The sequence below is a fragment of the Azospirillum sp. INR13 genome, assembly GCF_015390205.1.
Lineage (GTDB): Bacteria > Pseudomonadota > Alphaproteobacteria > Azospirillales > Azospirillaceae > Azospirillum.
This window is the reverse complement of sequence record NZ_VUOI01000001.1, coordinates 301,902-317,566: the sequence shown is the minus strand read 5'-3', so window position 1 is coordinate 317,566 and position 15,665 is coordinate 301,902. Positions and strand designations below refer to the sequence as shown.

Annotated in this window: 10 protein-coding genes, 1 tRNA gene and 6 pseudogenes; 12 read left to right on the top strand and 5 right to left on the bottom strand. The window is 68.3% G+C overall.

Translation table 11 applies throughout. The features are described from left to right. Nucleotides 1–31 precede the first annotated feature (31 nt). From F1643_RS01590 to F1643_RS01575, 4 genes are all read right to left on the bottom strand, one after another. On the bottom strand, nucleotides 32–388 hold the full coding sequence (locus F1643_RS01590) for a hypothetical protein (protein ID WP_194910034.1): 357 nt from the start codon (nucleotides 386–388) through the stop codon (nucleotides 32–34). Between the two features lie 161 nt (nucleotides 389–549). Further along, the gene (locus F1643_RS01585) at nucleotides 550–1,599 is read right to left on the bottom strand and encodes an MFS transporter (RefSeq protein ID WP_255542301.1); all 1,050 of its coding nucleotides are present in this window, start codon (nucleotides 1,597–1,599) and stop codon (nucleotides 550–552) included. A 247-nt stretch (nucleotides 1,600–1,846) separates the two neighbouring features. Continuing rightward, nucleotides 1,847–2,629, bottom strand: coding sequence for a sulfite exporter TauE/SafE family protein (locus F1643_RS01580; protein WP_255542284.1), 783 nt, complete (start codon nucleotides 2,627–2,629; stop codon nucleotides 1,847–1,849). Nucleotides 2,630–2,702: 73 nt separating this feature from the next. Next, a complete protein-coding gene (locus tag F1643_RS01575) occupies nucleotides 2,703–3,674 on the bottom strand; it encodes a complex I NDUFA9 subunit family protein (RefSeq protein ID WP_194910032.1) in 972 nt (323 codons plus the stop codon). Between the two features lie 288 nt (nucleotides 3,675–3,962). On the opposite strand from F1643_RS01575, the gene F1643_RS01570 reads away from it, so the two are divergent. The 10 genes and pseudogenes from F1643_RS01570 (at nucleotide 3,963) to F1643_RS01525 (ending at nucleotide 12,164) form a co-directional block, all read left to right on the top strand. Beyond that, nucleotides 3,963–4,049 (top strand) — tRNA-Leu (locus F1643_RS01570). 119 nt (nucleotides 4,050–4,168) lie between these two features. Continuing rightward, nucleotides 4,169–4,795: a ribonuclease D gene (locus F1643_RS01565; RefSeq protein WP_194910030.1), complete on the top strand. Its 627-nt coding sequence runs from the start codon at nucleotides 4,169–4,171 to the stop codon at nucleotides 4,793–4,795. Nucleotides 4,796–5,103: 308 nt separating this feature from the next. After that, nucleotides 5,104–6,122 (top strand): annotated as a pseudogene (locus F1643_RS01560) (SIS domain-containing protein). Nucleotides 6,123–6,174: 52 nt separating this feature from the next. Further along, nucleotides 6,175–6,921 (top strand): LPS export ABC transporter periplasmic protein LptC, encoded by a 747-nt coding sequence (gene lptC, locus F1643_RS01555; RefSeq protein ID WP_194910028.1) that lies wholly within the window; start codon nucleotides 6,175–6,177, stop codon nucleotides 6,919–6,921. A 117-nt stretch (nucleotides 6,922–7,038) separates the two neighbouring features. Then, nucleotides 7,039–7,620: pseudogene (locus F1643_RS01550) on the top strand (LptA/OstA family protein); the annotation flags it as partial. Nucleotides 7,621–7,785: 165 nt separating this feature from the next. Next, nucleotides 7,786–8,577 (top strand): annotated as a pseudogene (gene lptB, locus F1643_RS01545) (LPS export ABC transporter ATP-binding protein). Nucleotides 8,578–8,610: 33 nt separating this feature from the next. Beyond that, nucleotides 8,611–10,226, top strand: a pseudogene (gene rpoN, locus F1643_RS01540) (RNA polymerase factor sigma-54). Between the two features lie 137 nt (nucleotides 10,227–10,363). Beyond that, nucleotides 10,364–10,954, top strand: a complete 591-nt coding sequence (hpf, locus tag F1643_RS01535) for a ribosome hibernation-promoting factor, HPF/YfiA family (RefSeq protein WP_194910027.1) — start codon at nucleotides 10,364–10,366, stop codon at nucleotides 10,952–10,954. A gap of 34 nt (nucleotides 10,955–10,988) precedes the next feature. Beyond that, complete coding sequence (gene ptsN / locus F1643_RS01530; protein WP_014249030.1) at nucleotides 10,989–11,447, top strand: PTS IIA-like nitrogen regulatory protein PtsN; 459 nt, start codon at nucleotides 10,989–10,991, stop codon at nucleotides 11,445–11,447. Nucleotides 11,448–11,597: 150 nt separating this feature from the next. Then, on the top strand, nucleotides 11,598–12,164 hold the full coding sequence (locus F1643_RS01525; protein ID WP_255542283.1) for a Uma2 family endonuclease: 567 nt from the start codon (nucleotides 11,598–11,600) through the stop codon (nucleotides 12,162–12,164). A 136-nt stretch (nucleotides 12,165–12,300) separates the two neighbouring features. Here F1643_RS01525 and ubiG read toward each other — a convergent pair. Beyond that, nucleotides 12,301–13,094 (bottom strand): annotated as a pseudogene (gene ubiG / locus F1643_RS01520) (bifunctional 2-polyprenyl-6-hydroxyphenol methylase/3-demethylubiquinol 3-O-methyltransferase UbiG). A gap of 169 nt (nucleotides 13,095–13,263) precedes the next feature. Between ubiG and F1643_RS01515 the strand changes: the two are divergent. Then, nucleotides 13,264–14,499, top strand: a complete 1,236-nt coding sequence (locus F1643_RS01515; RefSeq protein ID WP_194910026.1) for an aspartate kinase — start codon at nucleotides 13,264–13,266, stop codon at nucleotides 14,497–14,499. A gap of 53 nt (nucleotides 14,500–14,552) precedes the next feature. Beyond that, a pseudogene (locus F1643_RS01510) lies at nucleotides 14,553–15,579 on the top strand (NAD(P)H-dependent flavin oxidoreductase); the annotation flags it as partial. Nucleotides 15,580–15,665 lie beyond the last annotated feature (86 nt).

Genomic DNA, 15,665 nt, shown 5'->3' with positions numbered 1-15,665 from the left:
GCGCTGAGAGATGACTCCGCTCACACCTCGTTCAGCGAAGCTGCGCCTCAAGCATGGCGACAACACGGCCAAGTGCCTCGATCTCTTCGCGGCTCTGCGGCGGACAAACGCTCACTTCGCTCGGGTCGAAGTGACCGCGGCCGGTATCGTAAAGCTCCTCCCGCGTGGCCAAACGGTAGCCGGGAGGAATTGCGGGGGAGCCGTCCGGTATCGAACGTGGGCTGCGTTTGCGCAGAACGAGGGTCTGGGCCTTCAGCGGCTTCGAGGGACGGACAAGCGTCGGTGCCGATGCCCCACAGTCATCCCGAACGTCCGAGCTTTCGTGGCCGGTCGGGCTTCCCTGGAAGCAGAGCATCATCTCGTCGCGCAGCTGCTTGTTCCGAACCACTGCCAACTCCCTATGTGATGCGGACATCGGGCGTTCAAAACACCACGTCGGCCGAGCCGCACCAAAATGTGGGCGATTCCCAAACAATAGGAAATGGTGTCGCCGCCTGTCAAATAGGCAACGCTGCGACTTTACTTTTGTCGCGGCCTCGGCCCCTCGGATCAGTGCGACCGCGGCACCGCCCGCGCCGCGGCGACGGCCACGAACAGGGCGAGCACGGCGATCAGCGCGAAGGCGGTGGCGAGGCTGGTCGCCTGAGCGATGAAGCCGACCAGCGGCGGGCCGGTCAGAACGCCGGTGTAGCCCATGGTCGACACCGCGGCGACGGCATGGTCGGCGTGGCCGCTGTCCACCGCGCCCGCAGTGCTGAACAGCACCGGGACGATGTTCGACAGGCCGATCCCGGTCAGCCCGAACCCGGCCATCGCCAGCAGCGGCGATCCGTCCGCCACCGCACCGGCCGCCAGCACGAGCCCCAGCCCGGCCGCGGCCAGCAGCCCGCCGACGCTCATCAGCGTCGCCCCGCCGAAGCGGTGGCGCAGCCGGTCGCCGCTGAAGCGTCCCGCCGCCATCGCGGCGCAGAACACGCCGAAGCCCATGCCGGCGAGCGATGCCGGGGCGCCGAGATCGTCGCGCAGGTGGATGGCGCTCCAGTCCAGGATGGCGCCCTCGCTCATGAAGGACAGGGCGGCGAGCAAGCCGAGCAGCAGAGTCTTGCGGTCGGGCAGGACCAGCCCGCCGGTCGAGGCGTTGCGGTCGGGCAGGAAACGGCCCTGCAAGGCCAGGAACAGCGCGACCAGCCCGACCGACACCAGCGCGGCCTGTGCCGCCGGCTCCATCAGCGGCAGCAGCAGCCCGCCCAGTCCGGCGCCGGCCAGCCCGCCGAGGCTCCACATGCCGTGCAGCGAGGACATGATCGGCCGGCCGAGCCGCCGCTCCACCAGCGCGCCCTGCGCGTTCATGGCGACATCCATGGTGCCGCCCGACGCGCCGAACAGCGCCAACACGATGCACAGCGTCACCACGTCGGGCACCAGCGCCGGCAGAGGCAGGAAGGCGGCGAACAGCAGGGCGGTCACCCGCGTCACCGGGGCGCTGCCCAGCCGTCCCAGCAGCGGCCCGCTGGCGACCATCGCGGTCAGCGCGCCGGCGGCAAGGCAGAGCAGCGCCACCCCCAGCACCGCCGGGCTGAGGTCGAGCCGGTTCTTCAGCAGCGGGATCTGGGTCGCCCAGACACCGAAGACGGTGCCGTTCAGGAAAAAAGGCGGTGACGGTCGCCCAGCGCGCGGCGGCGGCCTGCTCCACCACCCGGCCCGCGCCGCCGCGGATATCCTCTGCCCCTGTCATCACCCGTCCCGTCGCTGTTGAACTGCCGACATGACGGCGGCCGGCGGGGAAATCAAGCAGCGAAGGGGCAGGCGTGCCATGCCCGAACCGGGCGGAACCCGGCAGATCCTCTCAGTGCCGCCACATCTTGGCGGCGGACAGCAGCAGGATCGCCGACAGGACCGGCAGCAGGACCGACTCGGGCACGACGCCCAGCAGCCGGCCGCCGATGAAGGCGCCGGCCAGCGATCCCGCCGCCATCAGCAGCACGAATCCCCGGTTCCGGGCCAGTACGGACAGGCTGCGGTCGCGGGCGTAGCGGGAGAAGCCGGCGATCATGGTCGGCAGGCTGATCGCCAGCGACAGGCTGCCCGCCAGCTTGACGTCGACGTCGAACAGCAGGACCAGCGTCGGGATCAGCAACTCGCCGCCGGCCACCCCCAGGATGGAGGCGACCACGCCGATGGCGAAGCCGGCGGCGGTCCCGGCGGCGATCAGCGCCAGCCCGTCCAGCGGCGGTCCGCCGCCTGCGGCACCGTGGCCGAACAGCAGGGCACCGGCGATCAGCACCAGCAGCAGGGCGATCACCCGGTGCAGCCGGGCGGGGTCCATCCGCATCGCCCAGCCCGCCCCGATCCAGGCGCCCAGCAGGCTGCCGGCCAGCAGGTTGAGGATCACCGTCCCGTTGGCGGCGACGAGGCCGAGCGGGACGGTTCCGGCACGGAAGGGAAGGGCGGCGGCGACGACGACGAGGCTCATCGCCTTGTTCAGGATGACGGCGTCGAGCACCGCGAAGCGGAAGGCGCCGACCAGCAGGGGAAGCCGGAATTCGGCCCCGCCCAGCCCGATCAGGCCGCCCAGCGTGCCGATGACGGCGCCGCTGATGAAGGAGGCAAGCGCACGCAGCCTCTTCAAGGCAAAAGCTCCAATGCGAAAGCCCCGGCGCAGGGGCCGGGGCTTTCGCGAGCCACGAGACCGGCTCCGCCGCTCAGTGGGCGTTGCCGGTGAGGCTGTTGTACTTGCCGCCGACGATGAAGCGCGACAGGTAGGTCGGCAGGATCACCTCGCAGGTGGCAAGCTCGGTGATGCCCAGATCCTTGAAGCCGAGCGCGGTCGGCGACGCGACGTTGTCCTGCTTCAACAGGGCCACCTGATCGCGGGTCAGCGCCGGGGCCAGCACCGGCACCTTCTCCAGGATGCCGGCCAGCGATTCGGCGATATTCCAGGGGATGGTCACCAGCGGGCGGTGGCGCTGGATGTCCTTCTGGGTCAGCTCCAGCAGCTCCCGGAAGCTGTAGACGCGCGGACCGCCCAGCTCGTAGGTCTTGCCGCGGCTGGCGTCGTTCTCCAGCGAGGCGACGACGGCGTCGGCCAGATTGCCGACATAGACCGGCTGGAAGCGGGTCTTGCCGCCGCCGATCAGCGGCAGGGCGGGGGCCTTCTGCGCCATCGCGGCGAACTTGTTGAAGAAGTTGTCCTCCGGCCCGAAGACGATGCTGGGGCGCAGGATCGTCGCGGCCGGGAAGGCGGACAGCACCGCCTGCTCGCCGGCCGCCTTGGAGCGGGCGTAGGAGGAGGCGGAGTTGGCGTCGGCGCCGATGGCGGAGACGTGGATCAGCCGGTTGACGCCGTTGGCGGCGGCCAGACGGGCGATGCGGGCGGCGGCATCGACATGCACGCCCTGGAAGCTCTGGCTCCCGCGCTCGTACAGCACGCCCAGCAGGTTGATGACGACGTCCGCGCCCTGCACGGCGCGGGCGACCGACTCGTCCTTGGTGCAGTCGGTGGCGAAGGGGACGATCTGGCCGACGGCGCCGGCCGTCTTCAGGAACGTGGCCTTGCCCGGATTGCGGGTGGCGATGCGGATTTGGGCGCCGGACTTGGCGAGGCGCCGGATCAGGTGGCGGCCGATGAAGCCCGAACCGCCGAACACCGTGATAACCTGAGTGCGATAGGACATCGACCGTCTCCCGTGTCGTTGCGCGCCGTAACCGGGGCTTTCACGCGGCGGCTGACCCGCTTCCGCGCGCCCCCGCGCGTCGTCCGACTGTGTGTCGCCATGAGGACTGCTGGAACTGCGGGCATGCTTATAGCGAATGGGCCGCCGCCAATCTAGGGACTGCATTGCCGCGCCGGCCGGCGATGGGGTGAAAACCCGCGATGCGGCAAAAAAATGAAGGGGCCGGAAAAAAGCTGTTGACGCCCCCCGGCCGGATCATTAAACAACCGCCCACACACCGAGCACCGAGCCCAGGTGGCGGAATTGGTAGACGCGCAGGTTTCAGGTACCTGTGGCAGAAATGTCGTGGAAGTTCGAGTCTTCTCCTGGGCACCATTTCTTTCTACCCGGCTGCGCCGCATGCACAGCTCCTTCGATCGAGAGGGAGGCAGTGCAGAGCGGCGTTCGTCGTTTCTAGGGTCCGTGGCCGGGGGCCTGACCACCGGGAAACGACCATGCCCATCGACCTTCATGACGGCGACCTCCCCGACGGCCTCGACCTCGCCGCCGGCGCCCACGACAACTGCGTTGCCATCGACACCGAGACCATGGGGCTGAACCCCCACCGCGACCGCCTCTGCCTCGTGCAGCTGTCGGCCGGCGACGGTGCGGTCCATCTGGTGCAGTTCCGTCCCGGCCGGTACGAGGCGCCGAACCTGAAGCGGCTGCTGACCGATCCCGGCGTGACCAAGCTGTTCCATTTCGCCCGCTTCGACGTGGCGGTGATGAAGGCCTATCTGGGCGTCGACTGCCGGCCGGTCTATTGCACCAAGGTGGCCTCCAAGCTGGTCCGCACCTTCACCGACCGCCATGGCCTGAAGGACCTGTGCAAGGACCTGCTGGGGGTGGAAATCTCCAAGCAGCAACAGTCCTCCGACTGGGGGGCGCCCGAACTGACCACCGACCAGATGAAGTATGCCGCGTCGGACGTGCTGCACCTGCACGACCTGAAGGCGAAGCTGGACGTCATGCTGGCGCGCGAGGGACGCACCCATCTGGCCCAGGCCTGCTTCGACTTCCTGCCCGCCCGCGGCGAGCTGGATCTCGGCGGCTGGGAAACCCCGGACATTTTGGCGCACTGAACGGCCTGATCATCGCCCTTTCCCGTCCCGGGAGAGGGAGGGGACCCACGAAGTGGGGAGGGTGAGGGGTAGGGCAAGGATCCCGAAGCGCATGGCTTCGTGCCTCCCCCCTCACCCTTCCCACCGCTTCGCGGCGGGCCCCTTCCCTCTCCCGGGGCGGGAGAGGGAGCCGTACCGCCTCCCCTGACCGGCCGTGGATTTGACCCGGCGTCCCCCGGCGGGCATACTGCACGACGCGCCTGCCGGGAGCCATCCGGGCGGGCGCGTGTTTGTGAACGGCCTGCCTATCGGGCCTTTGAACGGAAGGCATGACCGCCTTGACCAGCGCTATCACGTCCAGCCTGACCGCCGCTTCGACCGAAACGAGTGCCGTGGAGAACCGCGACCTCGCCTGCGCCACCCGCGTGCTGCGGACGGAAGCCGATGCGCTGGTGGCCCTGGCGGACAGCCTCGACGGAGCCTTCCTGCGGGCGCTCGACCTGCTGAACGGCATCGAAGGCCGCGTGGTCGTCACCGGCATGGGCAAGTCGGGCCATGTCGCCCGCAAGATCGCCGCGACCATGGCCTCCACCGGCACGCCGGCCTTCTTCGTCCATCCGGGCGAGGCGAGCCACGGCGACCTCGGCATGATCGCGAAGAACGATGCGGTGGTGGCGCTGTCCAATTCGGGCGAGACGCACGAGCTGGCCGACATCATCGCCTTCACCCGCCGCTTCGGCATCCCGCTGATCGGCATGACCCGCCGGGCCTCCTCCTCGCTGGCCGAGCAGTCGGACGTGGCGCTCATCCTGCCGCCGGTGCCGGAGGCCTGCCCGCTGGGGCTGGCGCCGACCACCTCCACCACCATGATGCTGGCGCTGGGCGACGCCATCGCGGTGGCGCTGCTGGAACGGCGCGGCTTCTCCGCCGCCGATTTCCGCGAGTTCCACCCCGGCGGACAGCTGGGCCGCGCCCTGCTGAAGGTGACGGACATCATGCACAAGGGGACCGATTTGCCCCTGTGCCGCCTTGACTCGCCGCTGTCCGACGTCATCTTCGAGATGACGGCCAAGCGGCTCGGCTGCGTCGGGGTGACCGACGAGGCGGGCGCGCTGGTCGGGATCATCACCGACGGCGACGTGCGCGTCATCTGACGCCGGAGCTTCTGGCAGAGCGCGCCGACAGCATCATGTCGCCGCGGCCAAAGACCATCCGCCCGAAGGCGTTGATCGTCGAGGCGCTGCGGGAGATGAACGAGAAGAAGATCACCACCCTGTTCGTGATCGAGGACGACCGGCCGCTGGGCATCGTGCACATCCACGATTGCCTGCGCGCAGGTGCGGCCTGACCGCGTTCTTGTCCATTATGGAAGCCAAGCGCCGAGCCGGAGGGACAGAGAGTTGAGCCTGGACGACCTGCGCAGCCCCGACCGCACCGGAACCGCCCCGCATGCAGCATCGCCTGCGGGCGGGCAGGACCGCCGCGCGTCCGCTCCCGCCCAGGGCCCGGCTGAGCCGCCGGCCGTGCTGCGCGCGCACCGGCGGCGCGACACGCGCCCGGTCAGCCGGTTCCACAGCCGTTTCGTCTCGGCCCTGAAGTTCGCGCTTCCGGCGGCGGCGCTGGCGATGATGGCGCTGCTGGCCGCCTGGCCGTCTCTGAACAGTCCGCCGACCCCGCGCATCTCCGCCGATGCCGGGCAGAGCGAGATGCTGAAGCCGCGCTATTTCAGCCTGGACGAACACAACCAGCCCTTCTCGCTGGTGGCGGCCAAGGCCGACAAGTCGACCGACCAGCCCGACATCGTCCTGCTGGACGACCCGCAGGCGGAGATGACCGAGACCGCCGGCACCTGGGTGACCATGCGGTCCGACAAGGGCTGGTACAATCAGGTCACCGGCATCCTGCTGATGCGCGGCAACGTCCATGTCCTGCGCGACGACGGCAACGAGTTCACCACCAGCGAGGCCGAGGCCGACATCCGCAAGGGCAACGCCTGGGGCGACCAGGCGGTGGCCGGCCAGGGTCCGCAGGGCGAGATCAACGCCAAGGGCTTCCGCATGACGGACCGCGGCAAGAATGTCGTCTTCCTCAACCAGTCGAAGGCCGAGGTCCAGGCCGCCGAACGCCCCGGGAGCAAGAAGCCGTGACGTCCAGACGGTCGCCGTTCAGAACCGTTTTCTCCCTGTCGGCGATCCCGGCCGTGGCGGCGCTGGCCGCCGGGCTGCTGCTCGCCGCTCCCGCCTTCGCCCAGGGGCCTGCCCGGCATGGGCGGCAAGCAGCCGGTCGAGATCAACGCCGACCAGGCGATCGAATGGCACCAGGACGTGCGCGCCTATGTGGCGCGCGGCAACGCCTCGGCCAAGCGCAACGACTCGACCGTCTTCGCCGACGTGCTGACCGCCTATTACCGCGAGGTGCCCGGCAAGGGGAACGAGGTGTTCCAGCTGGTGGCCGACGGCAATGTCCGGATCGTCAGCCCGACCCAGCAGGTGTTCGGCGACCATGGCGTCTATGACGTCGACAAGCAGATCGCCGTCGTCACCGGCAAGGATCTGAAGCTGGTCACCACCAAGGATGTGATCACCGCCCGCGACAGCCTGGAATATTACGAGGCGCGCGAGCTGACGGTGGCGCGCGGCGACGCGGTGGCGGTGCGCGGCACCGACCGGCTGCGCGCCGACGTGCTGATCGGCCGGCTGAAGAAGCTGCCGGACGGCACCACCCAGATGGAGCGGATCGACGGATCCGGCAACGTCGTCGTCACCACCCCCACCGACGTGGCGCTGTCGGACAAGCTGGTCTATTCGGTGGCCGACAATGTCGCGGTGCTGATGGGCAATGTCCGGATCACCCGCGGCGACAACCAGCTGAACGGCGAAGCCGCCGAGATGAACATGAACACCAAGATCAACCGCGTCATCGCCGGCCCGCGACGCCGGCGGCCGGGTCAGCGGCCTGCTGATTCCCGCCGAGAAGGCCGGCGGCCAGCCCGGCGCGGCAGGCAAGAAGCCGTGACCGTGCTGACCGCCAACGGACCCGGCGCCGCTCCCGCCGGCAGCACTCCCGCAGCATCCGCCCCGGTCGAAGGGCTGGTGGCGCAGCATCTCGGCAAGTCCTTCAAGAAGCGGCCGGTGGTGCGCGACGTCTCGATCAGCGTCCAGCGCGGCGAGGCGGTGGGGCTGCTCGGCCCCAACGGCGCCGGCAAGACCACCTGCTTCTACATGATCACCGGCCTGATCGCCGCCGATTCCGGCACGATCACGCTGGACGGGCAGGACATCACCGCGCTGCCGATGTACCGCCGCGCCCGGCTCGGCATCGGCTATCTGCCGCAGGAGGCCTCGATCTTCCGCGGCATGACGGTGGAGAACAACATCCGCTCCGTGCTGGAGGTGGTGGAGAGCGACCCGCGACGCGCGCGAGGCGATGCTGGACGAACTTCTGGCCGAATTCTCGTTGACGCATCTGCGGCCGCTCGCCGCACTGGCGCTGTCGGGCGGCGAGCGGCGGCGCGTGGAGATCGCCCGAGCCCTGGCCGGACAGCCGCACTTCATTCTGCTGGACGAGCCGCTGGCCGGCATCGACCCCATCGCGGTGAACGACATCCGCGAACTGTCGGGCATCTGCGCGACCGCGGCATCGGCGTGCTGATCACCGACCACAACGTGCGTGAAACGCTCGACCTCGTCGATCGGGCATATATTTTGCACGATGGTGTGGTACTAATGGAGGGACAACCGGACGAGATCGTGGCGCACGAGGGCGTGCGCCGGGTCTATCTCGGCGACCGGTTCAGTCTGTAGCCCTCCGTTTCCACTGGTCCCGGTTCAACAGCCATGGCGCTTGCTCAACGTCTCGACCTTCGACAAGCCCAGACCCTGGTGATGACGCCGCAGCTGCAGCAGGCGATCAAGCTGCTGCAGCTGTCGAACATCGAACTGTCGGACTTCGTCGACCGCGAGATCGAGCAGAACCCTCTGCTGGAGCGCGACAGCGGCCCCGGTGACGGCGGCAGCGACCCTGTGGGCGACGGGGCCGGCGGCGAGGCGCCGGGTGGGCTCGACGGTCCCGGCGGCATGGAGGCGAACGGCCTCAGCATCGACGGGCTGAACGGCCGCGACGACGGGCCGGGGCTGGTCCCGTCCGACGGGCGCACCCGCGACACTGTGGAGATGACGTCCTCCGACACGCTGGCCTCCTCGTCGGAGGCGCCGCTCGACACCGATTTCGAGAATGTCTACGGCGACGACCGCTTTTCCGATGGCTCGGACGGCGGCAGCGAGGTCTACGGCTCCTACGGCGAGCGTGGCGGCCGCAGCGGCTTCGACGACGACGACAGCAACCTCGAAGCGACGCTGACCAGCGAAAAGAACCTGCGCGACACCTGACCGAACAGCTGAAGATCGACCTGCCCGATCTCGGCGACCAGCTGATCGGGCTGGCGCTGATCGACATGCTGGACGAATCCGGCTGGCTGATCGGCTTCGACGCCCAGGCGATGGCCGAACAGCTGGGCTGCGGGGCGGACCGGGTGGAGCGGGTTCTGGCCGCCTGCCAGCGCTTCGACCCGCCCGGCATCTTCGCCCGCTCGCTGAAGGAATGTCTGGCGATCCAGCTGCGCGAGAAGAACCGGCTGGACCCGGCGATGGCGGCGCTGCTCGACAATCTGGAGCTTCTGGCCGCCCGCAACCTGCCGGCCATCATGAAGGTCTGCGGCGTCGATGCCGAGGACGTCGCCGACATGGTCGCCGACATCCGCAAGCTGAACCCGAAGCCGGCGCTCGCCTTCGACCACACCCCGGCCCAGCTGGTCACCCCCGACATCCTGATGCGCGCCAACCCCGGCGGCGGCTGGCTGATCGACCTGAACCCGGACACGCTGCCGCGGGTGCTGGTCAACCACCGCTATTTCGCCCGCATCTCCGACAGCGCCAAATCCAAGGCCGACAAGGAGTATCTCTCCGAGCGGTTCCAGTCGGCGAACTGGCTGGTCAAGTCGCTGCACCAGCGCGCCACCACCATCCTGAAGGTGGCGAGCGAGATCATCCGCCAGCAGGACGCCTTCTTCATCCATGGCGTCTCGCATCTGCGGCCGCTGATCCTGCGCGACATCGCCGAGGCCATCGGCATGCATGAGAGCACCGTCAGCCGCGTCACCACCAACAAGTTCATGGCGACCCCGCGCGGCGTCTTCGAGCTGAAATACTTCTTCACCTCCGCCATCCAGGGTGCGGACGGCCAGGCCGCCCATTCCGCGGAAGCGGTTCGGCACCGCATCAAGACGATGATCGATGCCGAGAAGCCCGACGACGTGCTGTCGGACGACAAACTGGTGGAGATTCTCCGTGCCGAAGGGATCGACATTGCGCGAAGGACGGTCGCGAAGTATCGTGAAGCGATGAAAATACCGTCATCGGTGCAGCGACGCCGTGCCAAGATGTCACGCATGTAGGCAGTTCGGGGCGGGGGAGGGCTCGATTGACAGTTCGATAGCCCTTGCCTATCGTCCCGGCCCGCACGCGGTGGACCGCATCTCCACACGTCGTCTCTACACCGTCCCAGCGGACCAATTTTTGGAAACGTTCCACCATGCAACTCACCGTCAAAGGCAAGCAGCTCGATGTGGGCGACGCTCTGCGCACCCATGTGGCCGATAGCCTGAACGCCGTCGTCGGCAAGTACTTCGACAAGCCGATCGAAGCGACCGTGATCCTGACCAAGGACGCGCACCTCTACAAGGCCGACATCCAGGCCCATGTGGGTCGCGGCATCATGCTGCAGAGCGCCGGTGACGCCACCGAGCCGTATCCGGCCTTCGACATCGCCTGCGAGAAGCTGGCGAAGCGCCTGCGCCGCTACAAGCGCCGCCTGCGCGACCACCACGCGGCCGAGAACGGCGCCGCTTTGCCCGCGAACTACCGCGTGCTGGAGGCCGATGCCGACGAACAGCATGACGAGGTCGAAACGGTTGCCGACGGCGCCCATCAGCCGATGGTCGTGGCGGAGATGGAGACGAGCATCGCCACCCTGTCGGTCAGCGAGGCGGTGATGCGCCTTGAGCTGGCGCAGGCCCCCGCCCTGATGTTCCACAACGGTGCGCATGGCCGCCTGAACATGGTCTATCGCCGCGCCGACGGGAACATCGGCTGGGTCGATCCGGCGGAGAAGGCCGGCGCCTGACGGCGCCGACCCGTCCCTCTGGTCAAGAAGCGTCATGCTCGACCTCATCTCTCCGCACGCCATCCTCCCGAACCTGAAGGCCAGCAACAAGAAGCAGGCCCTGCAGGAGATGGCGCGCAAAGCGTCCGAGCTGACCGGTCAGCACGAGCGGGCGATCTTCGACGTGCTTCTGGAGCGCGAAAGGCTGGGCACGACCGGCGTGGGCCATGGCATCGCCATCCCGCACGGCAAGCTGTCCAGCCTGGACCGCGTCCACGGCGTCTTCGCCCGCCTGGAGCGGCCCATCGATTTCGACGCGATCGATGAGCAGCCGGTCGATCTGATCTTCCTCCTCCTCGCCCCGGAACAGGCGGGTGCCGACCATCTGAAGGCTCTGGCCCGCGTCTCGCGCCTTCTGCGGGACCAGTCCATGTGCGAAAAGCTGCGCGGAGCCCAATCCGGCGACGCGATGTACGCGCTTCTGACCCAGCACGAGCCGAGCCCGTCCAACTGACGGGCCGCCAGTGCGGGAACAGGATGCCGAAGGGGCCGTCGCACGGGCTGTGCGCGGCCCTTTTTCTTTGGCGCGGATGCACCGATTGGTGTGGGGCCGGTGGGCTGGTAGGATACCGGCAAGCCGACACGACCGACGGAGGCAAAAGCCATGGCGGGCATATCGCGCAAGCCGTGGATTTCGCCGCAGGATTATCTTGCCGCCGAACGGACGGCTGAGGTGCGCCATGAGTATGTGGACGGCGAGATCTTCGCCATGGTTGGGGCGAGCCGCCGGCATGCGACCATCGTCGGTAACCTGTTCGTCGCCCTGCGGCAGACCGCCCGCGCCCGCGGATGCCAAGCTTACGCCAATGACGTGAAGGTCCGGGTAGAAGCGGCGAATGCCTTCTACTACCCCGACCTCGTTGCGACTTTCGCCGGCGGTGACGACGACCCCCATGTCGTCAAGGATCCGGTCCTTGTCGTGGAGGTTCTCTCCGACAGCACGGAAGCCATCGACCGCCGCGAGAAGCGGACCAACTACCAGAAGATCCCGTCCCTGCGCGAAATCGTCCTGGTCTCGCAGACCGAGCGTCTGGTGGAGGTTATACCGCCGCGACGGCCGCGGCTGGATCGTCGATGTGCTGCGGGACGGGCCGGTCATGCTGGTCTCGCTCGATCTGACCATTCCGCTGGAGGCGGTGTACGAGGATTGAAAGCTAGCCGCGTTTCATGAAGCCTTACTCTCCTCGGACGTCATCCCCGCGAAGGCGGGGATCCAGAGTTTCCAGTGCAAGGGCGGGCACAAGTCTGGATTCCCGCCTTCGCGGGAATGACGGTCGAAAGAAGTGACTTTGTTTCAGTAACCTTCCTCACCCCCGCTCCATCCAGCCCATGTAGTTCACGTCCAGATCGCGCGCGTTCAGCCGGAACTCGTCGCTCAGCGGGTTGTACGTTATGCCGGTCAGGTCGCGTACGCTAAGCCCGTACGTGCGTACGGCGGCGTTCAGTTCGGACGGGCGCAGGAACTGGCGCCAGTTGTGGGTGCCGCGCGGCAGCCAGCGCAGGATGTACTCCGCCCCGACGATGGCCAGCGCGAAGGACTTCGGCGTGCGGTTCAGCGTCGCCAGGAACAGGACGCCGCCGGGCGCCAGCAGGTCGGACAGCGACTTCACGAACAGGTTCACGTCGGCGACATGCTCGATCACCTCCATCGCCAGCACCACGTCGAACTTTTCGCCGCTGGCGGCGAGAGCCTCGGCAGTGGTGGCGCGGTAATCGACCGTCGTGCCGGTCTCGGCGGCATGGGTGGCGGCGGTCTTGATGTTCTTCTCCGACGCATCGACCCCGACCACGGTGGCGCCCATCCGCGCGATCGGCTCGGCCAGCAGGCCGCCGCCGCAGCCGATGTCGACACGCGCAGCCCCGCCAGCGGATTGGGCGCCAGCGGGTCGCGGTCCAGCCGCTTGCACACGGCGTCGCGGATGTAGGTCAGGCGCAGCGGGTTCAGCCGGTGCAGCGGCTTGAACTTGCCGGTCGGGTCCCACCACTCGGCGGCGATGGCGGAGAAGCGGGCGACATCCTCCGGGTCCACGGTTCCACCCCCGACTCCACCCGCCGGAGCGGTTGCGGACGCATGCGGGAAGGCGGAGGATGAGGCGGTCATGGTGAAAATCCGTAAACAGGGTGGCGGGACGGGTGCGGGCAACTTGCCTCGCTTCCACTGACGGAGTATGGATACGCCGCCCCGCGCCGGCAACGGTGGAGCGGGGGTGCGCTCCGCCGACCCGCATGATCCATTTGGCATGACCGGGCGGCCAGACATGGTGTGAGGTATGGCGCGGATCGTCCTGAAGTTCGGAGGCACGTCGGTCGGCGACATCGACCGCATCAAGAACGTGGCCCGGAAGGTCGAGCAGGAAGTCAAGGCGGGGCATCAGGTCGCCGTCGTCGTGTCGGCGATGTCCGGCGTGACCAACCAGCTCGTCAAATACTGCAACGACATCGACAAGCTGCACGACGCGCGTGAATACGACGCGGTCGTCGCCAGCGGCGAGCAGGTGACCTCCGGTCTCCTGGCCGTCGCCCTGCAGTCGCTCGGCATTCCCGCCCGCTCCTGGGCGGGCTGGCAGATTCCGATCCGCACCGACGACACGCACGGCAAGGCGCGCATCGTCTCCATCGACACCAGCGAAATGGAAAAGTCCCTGCAGACCGGCGAAGTCGCCGTGGTCGCGGGCTTCCAGGGCGTGTCGAACGAGGGCCGCATCACCACGCTGGGCCGTGGCGGCTCCGACACCTCGGCGGTGGCGCTGGCGGCGGCGGTGAAGGCCGACCGTTGCGACATCTACACCGACGTGGACGGCGTCTACACCACCGACCCGCGCATCGTCGCCAAGGCGCGCAAGCTCGACAAGATCACCTACGAGGAGATGCTGGAGATGGCCTCGCAGGGGGCCAAGGTGCTTCAGACCCGCTCGGTCGAGATGGCGATGAACCACCGCGTGCGCGTGCAGGTGCTGTCCAGCTTCGAAGCGGCGGCGGGCAGCTCGCTTCCCGGAACCCTGGTTGTTGACGAGGACGAGATCGTGGAAAAGGAAGTTGTTAGCGGCATCGCCTACAGCCGCGACGAGGCGAAGATCACCCTGGTGGGCGTCGCCGACCGGCCGGGCGTCGCCGCCGCCATCTTCGGTCCGCTGACCGACAATGCCGTCAACGTCGACATGATCGTCCAGAACGTGTCGGAAGACGGCAAGTCCACCGACATGACCTTCACCGTCGGCAAGGCCGATCTGGCCCGCGGCGTGAAGGTGCTGGAGGACGCGCAGTCCACCCTGAACTACAAGCGCATCGTGTCCGATGCCAACGTGGTCAAGGTGTCGGTCATCGGCGTCGGCATGCGCAGCCACGCCGGCGTCGCCCAGCGCATGTTCAAGGCGCTGGCCGACAAGGGCATCAACATCCAGGTCATCTCGACCTCGGAGATCAAGATCTCGGTCCTGATCGCCGAGGAGTATGCGGAGCTGGCGCTGCGCGCCCTGCACACCGCCTACGGCCTGGACGCCGCCTGAGCGCAGGCGGCGACCCGGGTGCCGGGGACGGGAACATCAGGAAAGGGCCGGCCATGACCGACGCCACATCATACGCGGCGGCAGCATCGGCCCGGCTCGACCGGCTCTGGCAGCGGGGCCGGGACTTCCTCGGCACCCGCACCGCCGTGATGGGCGGAGCCATGAGCTGGGTGTCGGAACGGCACCTGGTCTCCGCCATCTCCAACGCCGGCGGTTTCGGCGTGCTGGCCTGCGGCTCGATGGCTCCGGACCAGCTGGCGACGGAGATTGCCGGCACCCGCGCGCTGACGGACAAGCCGTTCGGCGTCAACCTGATCAACATGCACCCGGCGCTGGACCAGCTGATCGATGTCTGCCGCGAGCAGGGCGTCGGCCATGTGGTCGTCGCCGGCGGCCTGCCGACCGGCGCCACCCTGCGCCGGATCAAGGACGGCGGCGCCAAGGCGATGGCCTTCGCGCCGACGCTGACCGCCGGCCGCCGGCTGGCGAAGCACGGCGCCGACGCGCTGGTGATCGAGGGAACCGAGGCCGGCGGCCATATCGGTCCGGTGTCCACCACCGTGCTGGCCCAGGAAATCCTCCCCGACCTGCGCGAGGTGCCGGTGTTCGTCGCCGGCGGCATCGGCCGGGGCGAGACGATCCTCTCCTATCTGGAATTGGGGCGGCCGGCGTGCAGGTCGGCACCCGCTTCGTCTGCGCCACCGAATGCGTGGCCCATCCCAATTTCAAGCAGGCCTTCATCCGGGCCTCCGCCCGCGACGCCCAGCCCTCGGTGCAGATCGACCCGCGCTTTCCGGTGATCCGGTGCGGGCGCTGGCGAACGATGCCTCCAAGCGCTTCATGGAGTTCCAGCGCGACATCATCGCCAAGGTCGACGCCGGCATCATGAGCCGCGACGAAGGCATGCTGGAGATCGAGCATTTCTGGGCCGGCGCGCTGCGCCGCGCGGTCATCGAGGGCGACGTGGAGAACGGCTCCCTCATGGCCGGGCAGAGCGTCGGTCTGGTCACCCGCGAACAGCCGGTGGCCGACATCCTCGCCGAATTGATCGCCCAGGCCGAATCGGCGCTGGCCCGGCGGGGCGATGGATGCGGCATCGTTAGACCTGATGGCGGAGCCGACGGTGGGAGCGCTGTAGCGATGACCGACACCCTCGACACGGCAGC

Excerpts from the sequence above, each read along its gene's own strand:
- ptsN (WP_014249030.1), top strand. The coding sequence starts at position 10,989 with ATGCTCGACCTCATCTCTCCGCACGCCATCCTCCCGAACCTGAAGGCC.
- F1643_RS01575 (WP_194910032.1), bottom strand. The coding sequence starts at position 3,674 with ATGTCCTATCGCACTCAGGTTATCACGGTGTTCGGCGGTTCGGGCTTC.
- F1643_RS01565 (WP_194910030.1), top strand. The coding sequence starts at position 4,169 with ATGCCCATCGACCTTCATGACGGCGACCTCCCCGACGGCCTCGACCTC.
- F1643_RS01515 (WP_194910026.1), top strand. The coding sequence starts at position 13,264 with ATGGCGCGGATCGTCCTGAAGTTCGGAGGCACGTCGGTCGGCGACATC.
- hpf (WP_194910027.1), top strand. The coding sequence starts at position 10,364 with ATGCAACTCACCGTCAAAGGCAAGCAGCTCGATGTGGGCGACGCTCTG.
- F1643_RS01525 (WP_255542283.1), top strand. The coding sequence starts at position 11,598 with ATGGCGGGCATATCGCGCAAGCCGTGGATTTCGCCGCAGGATTATCTT.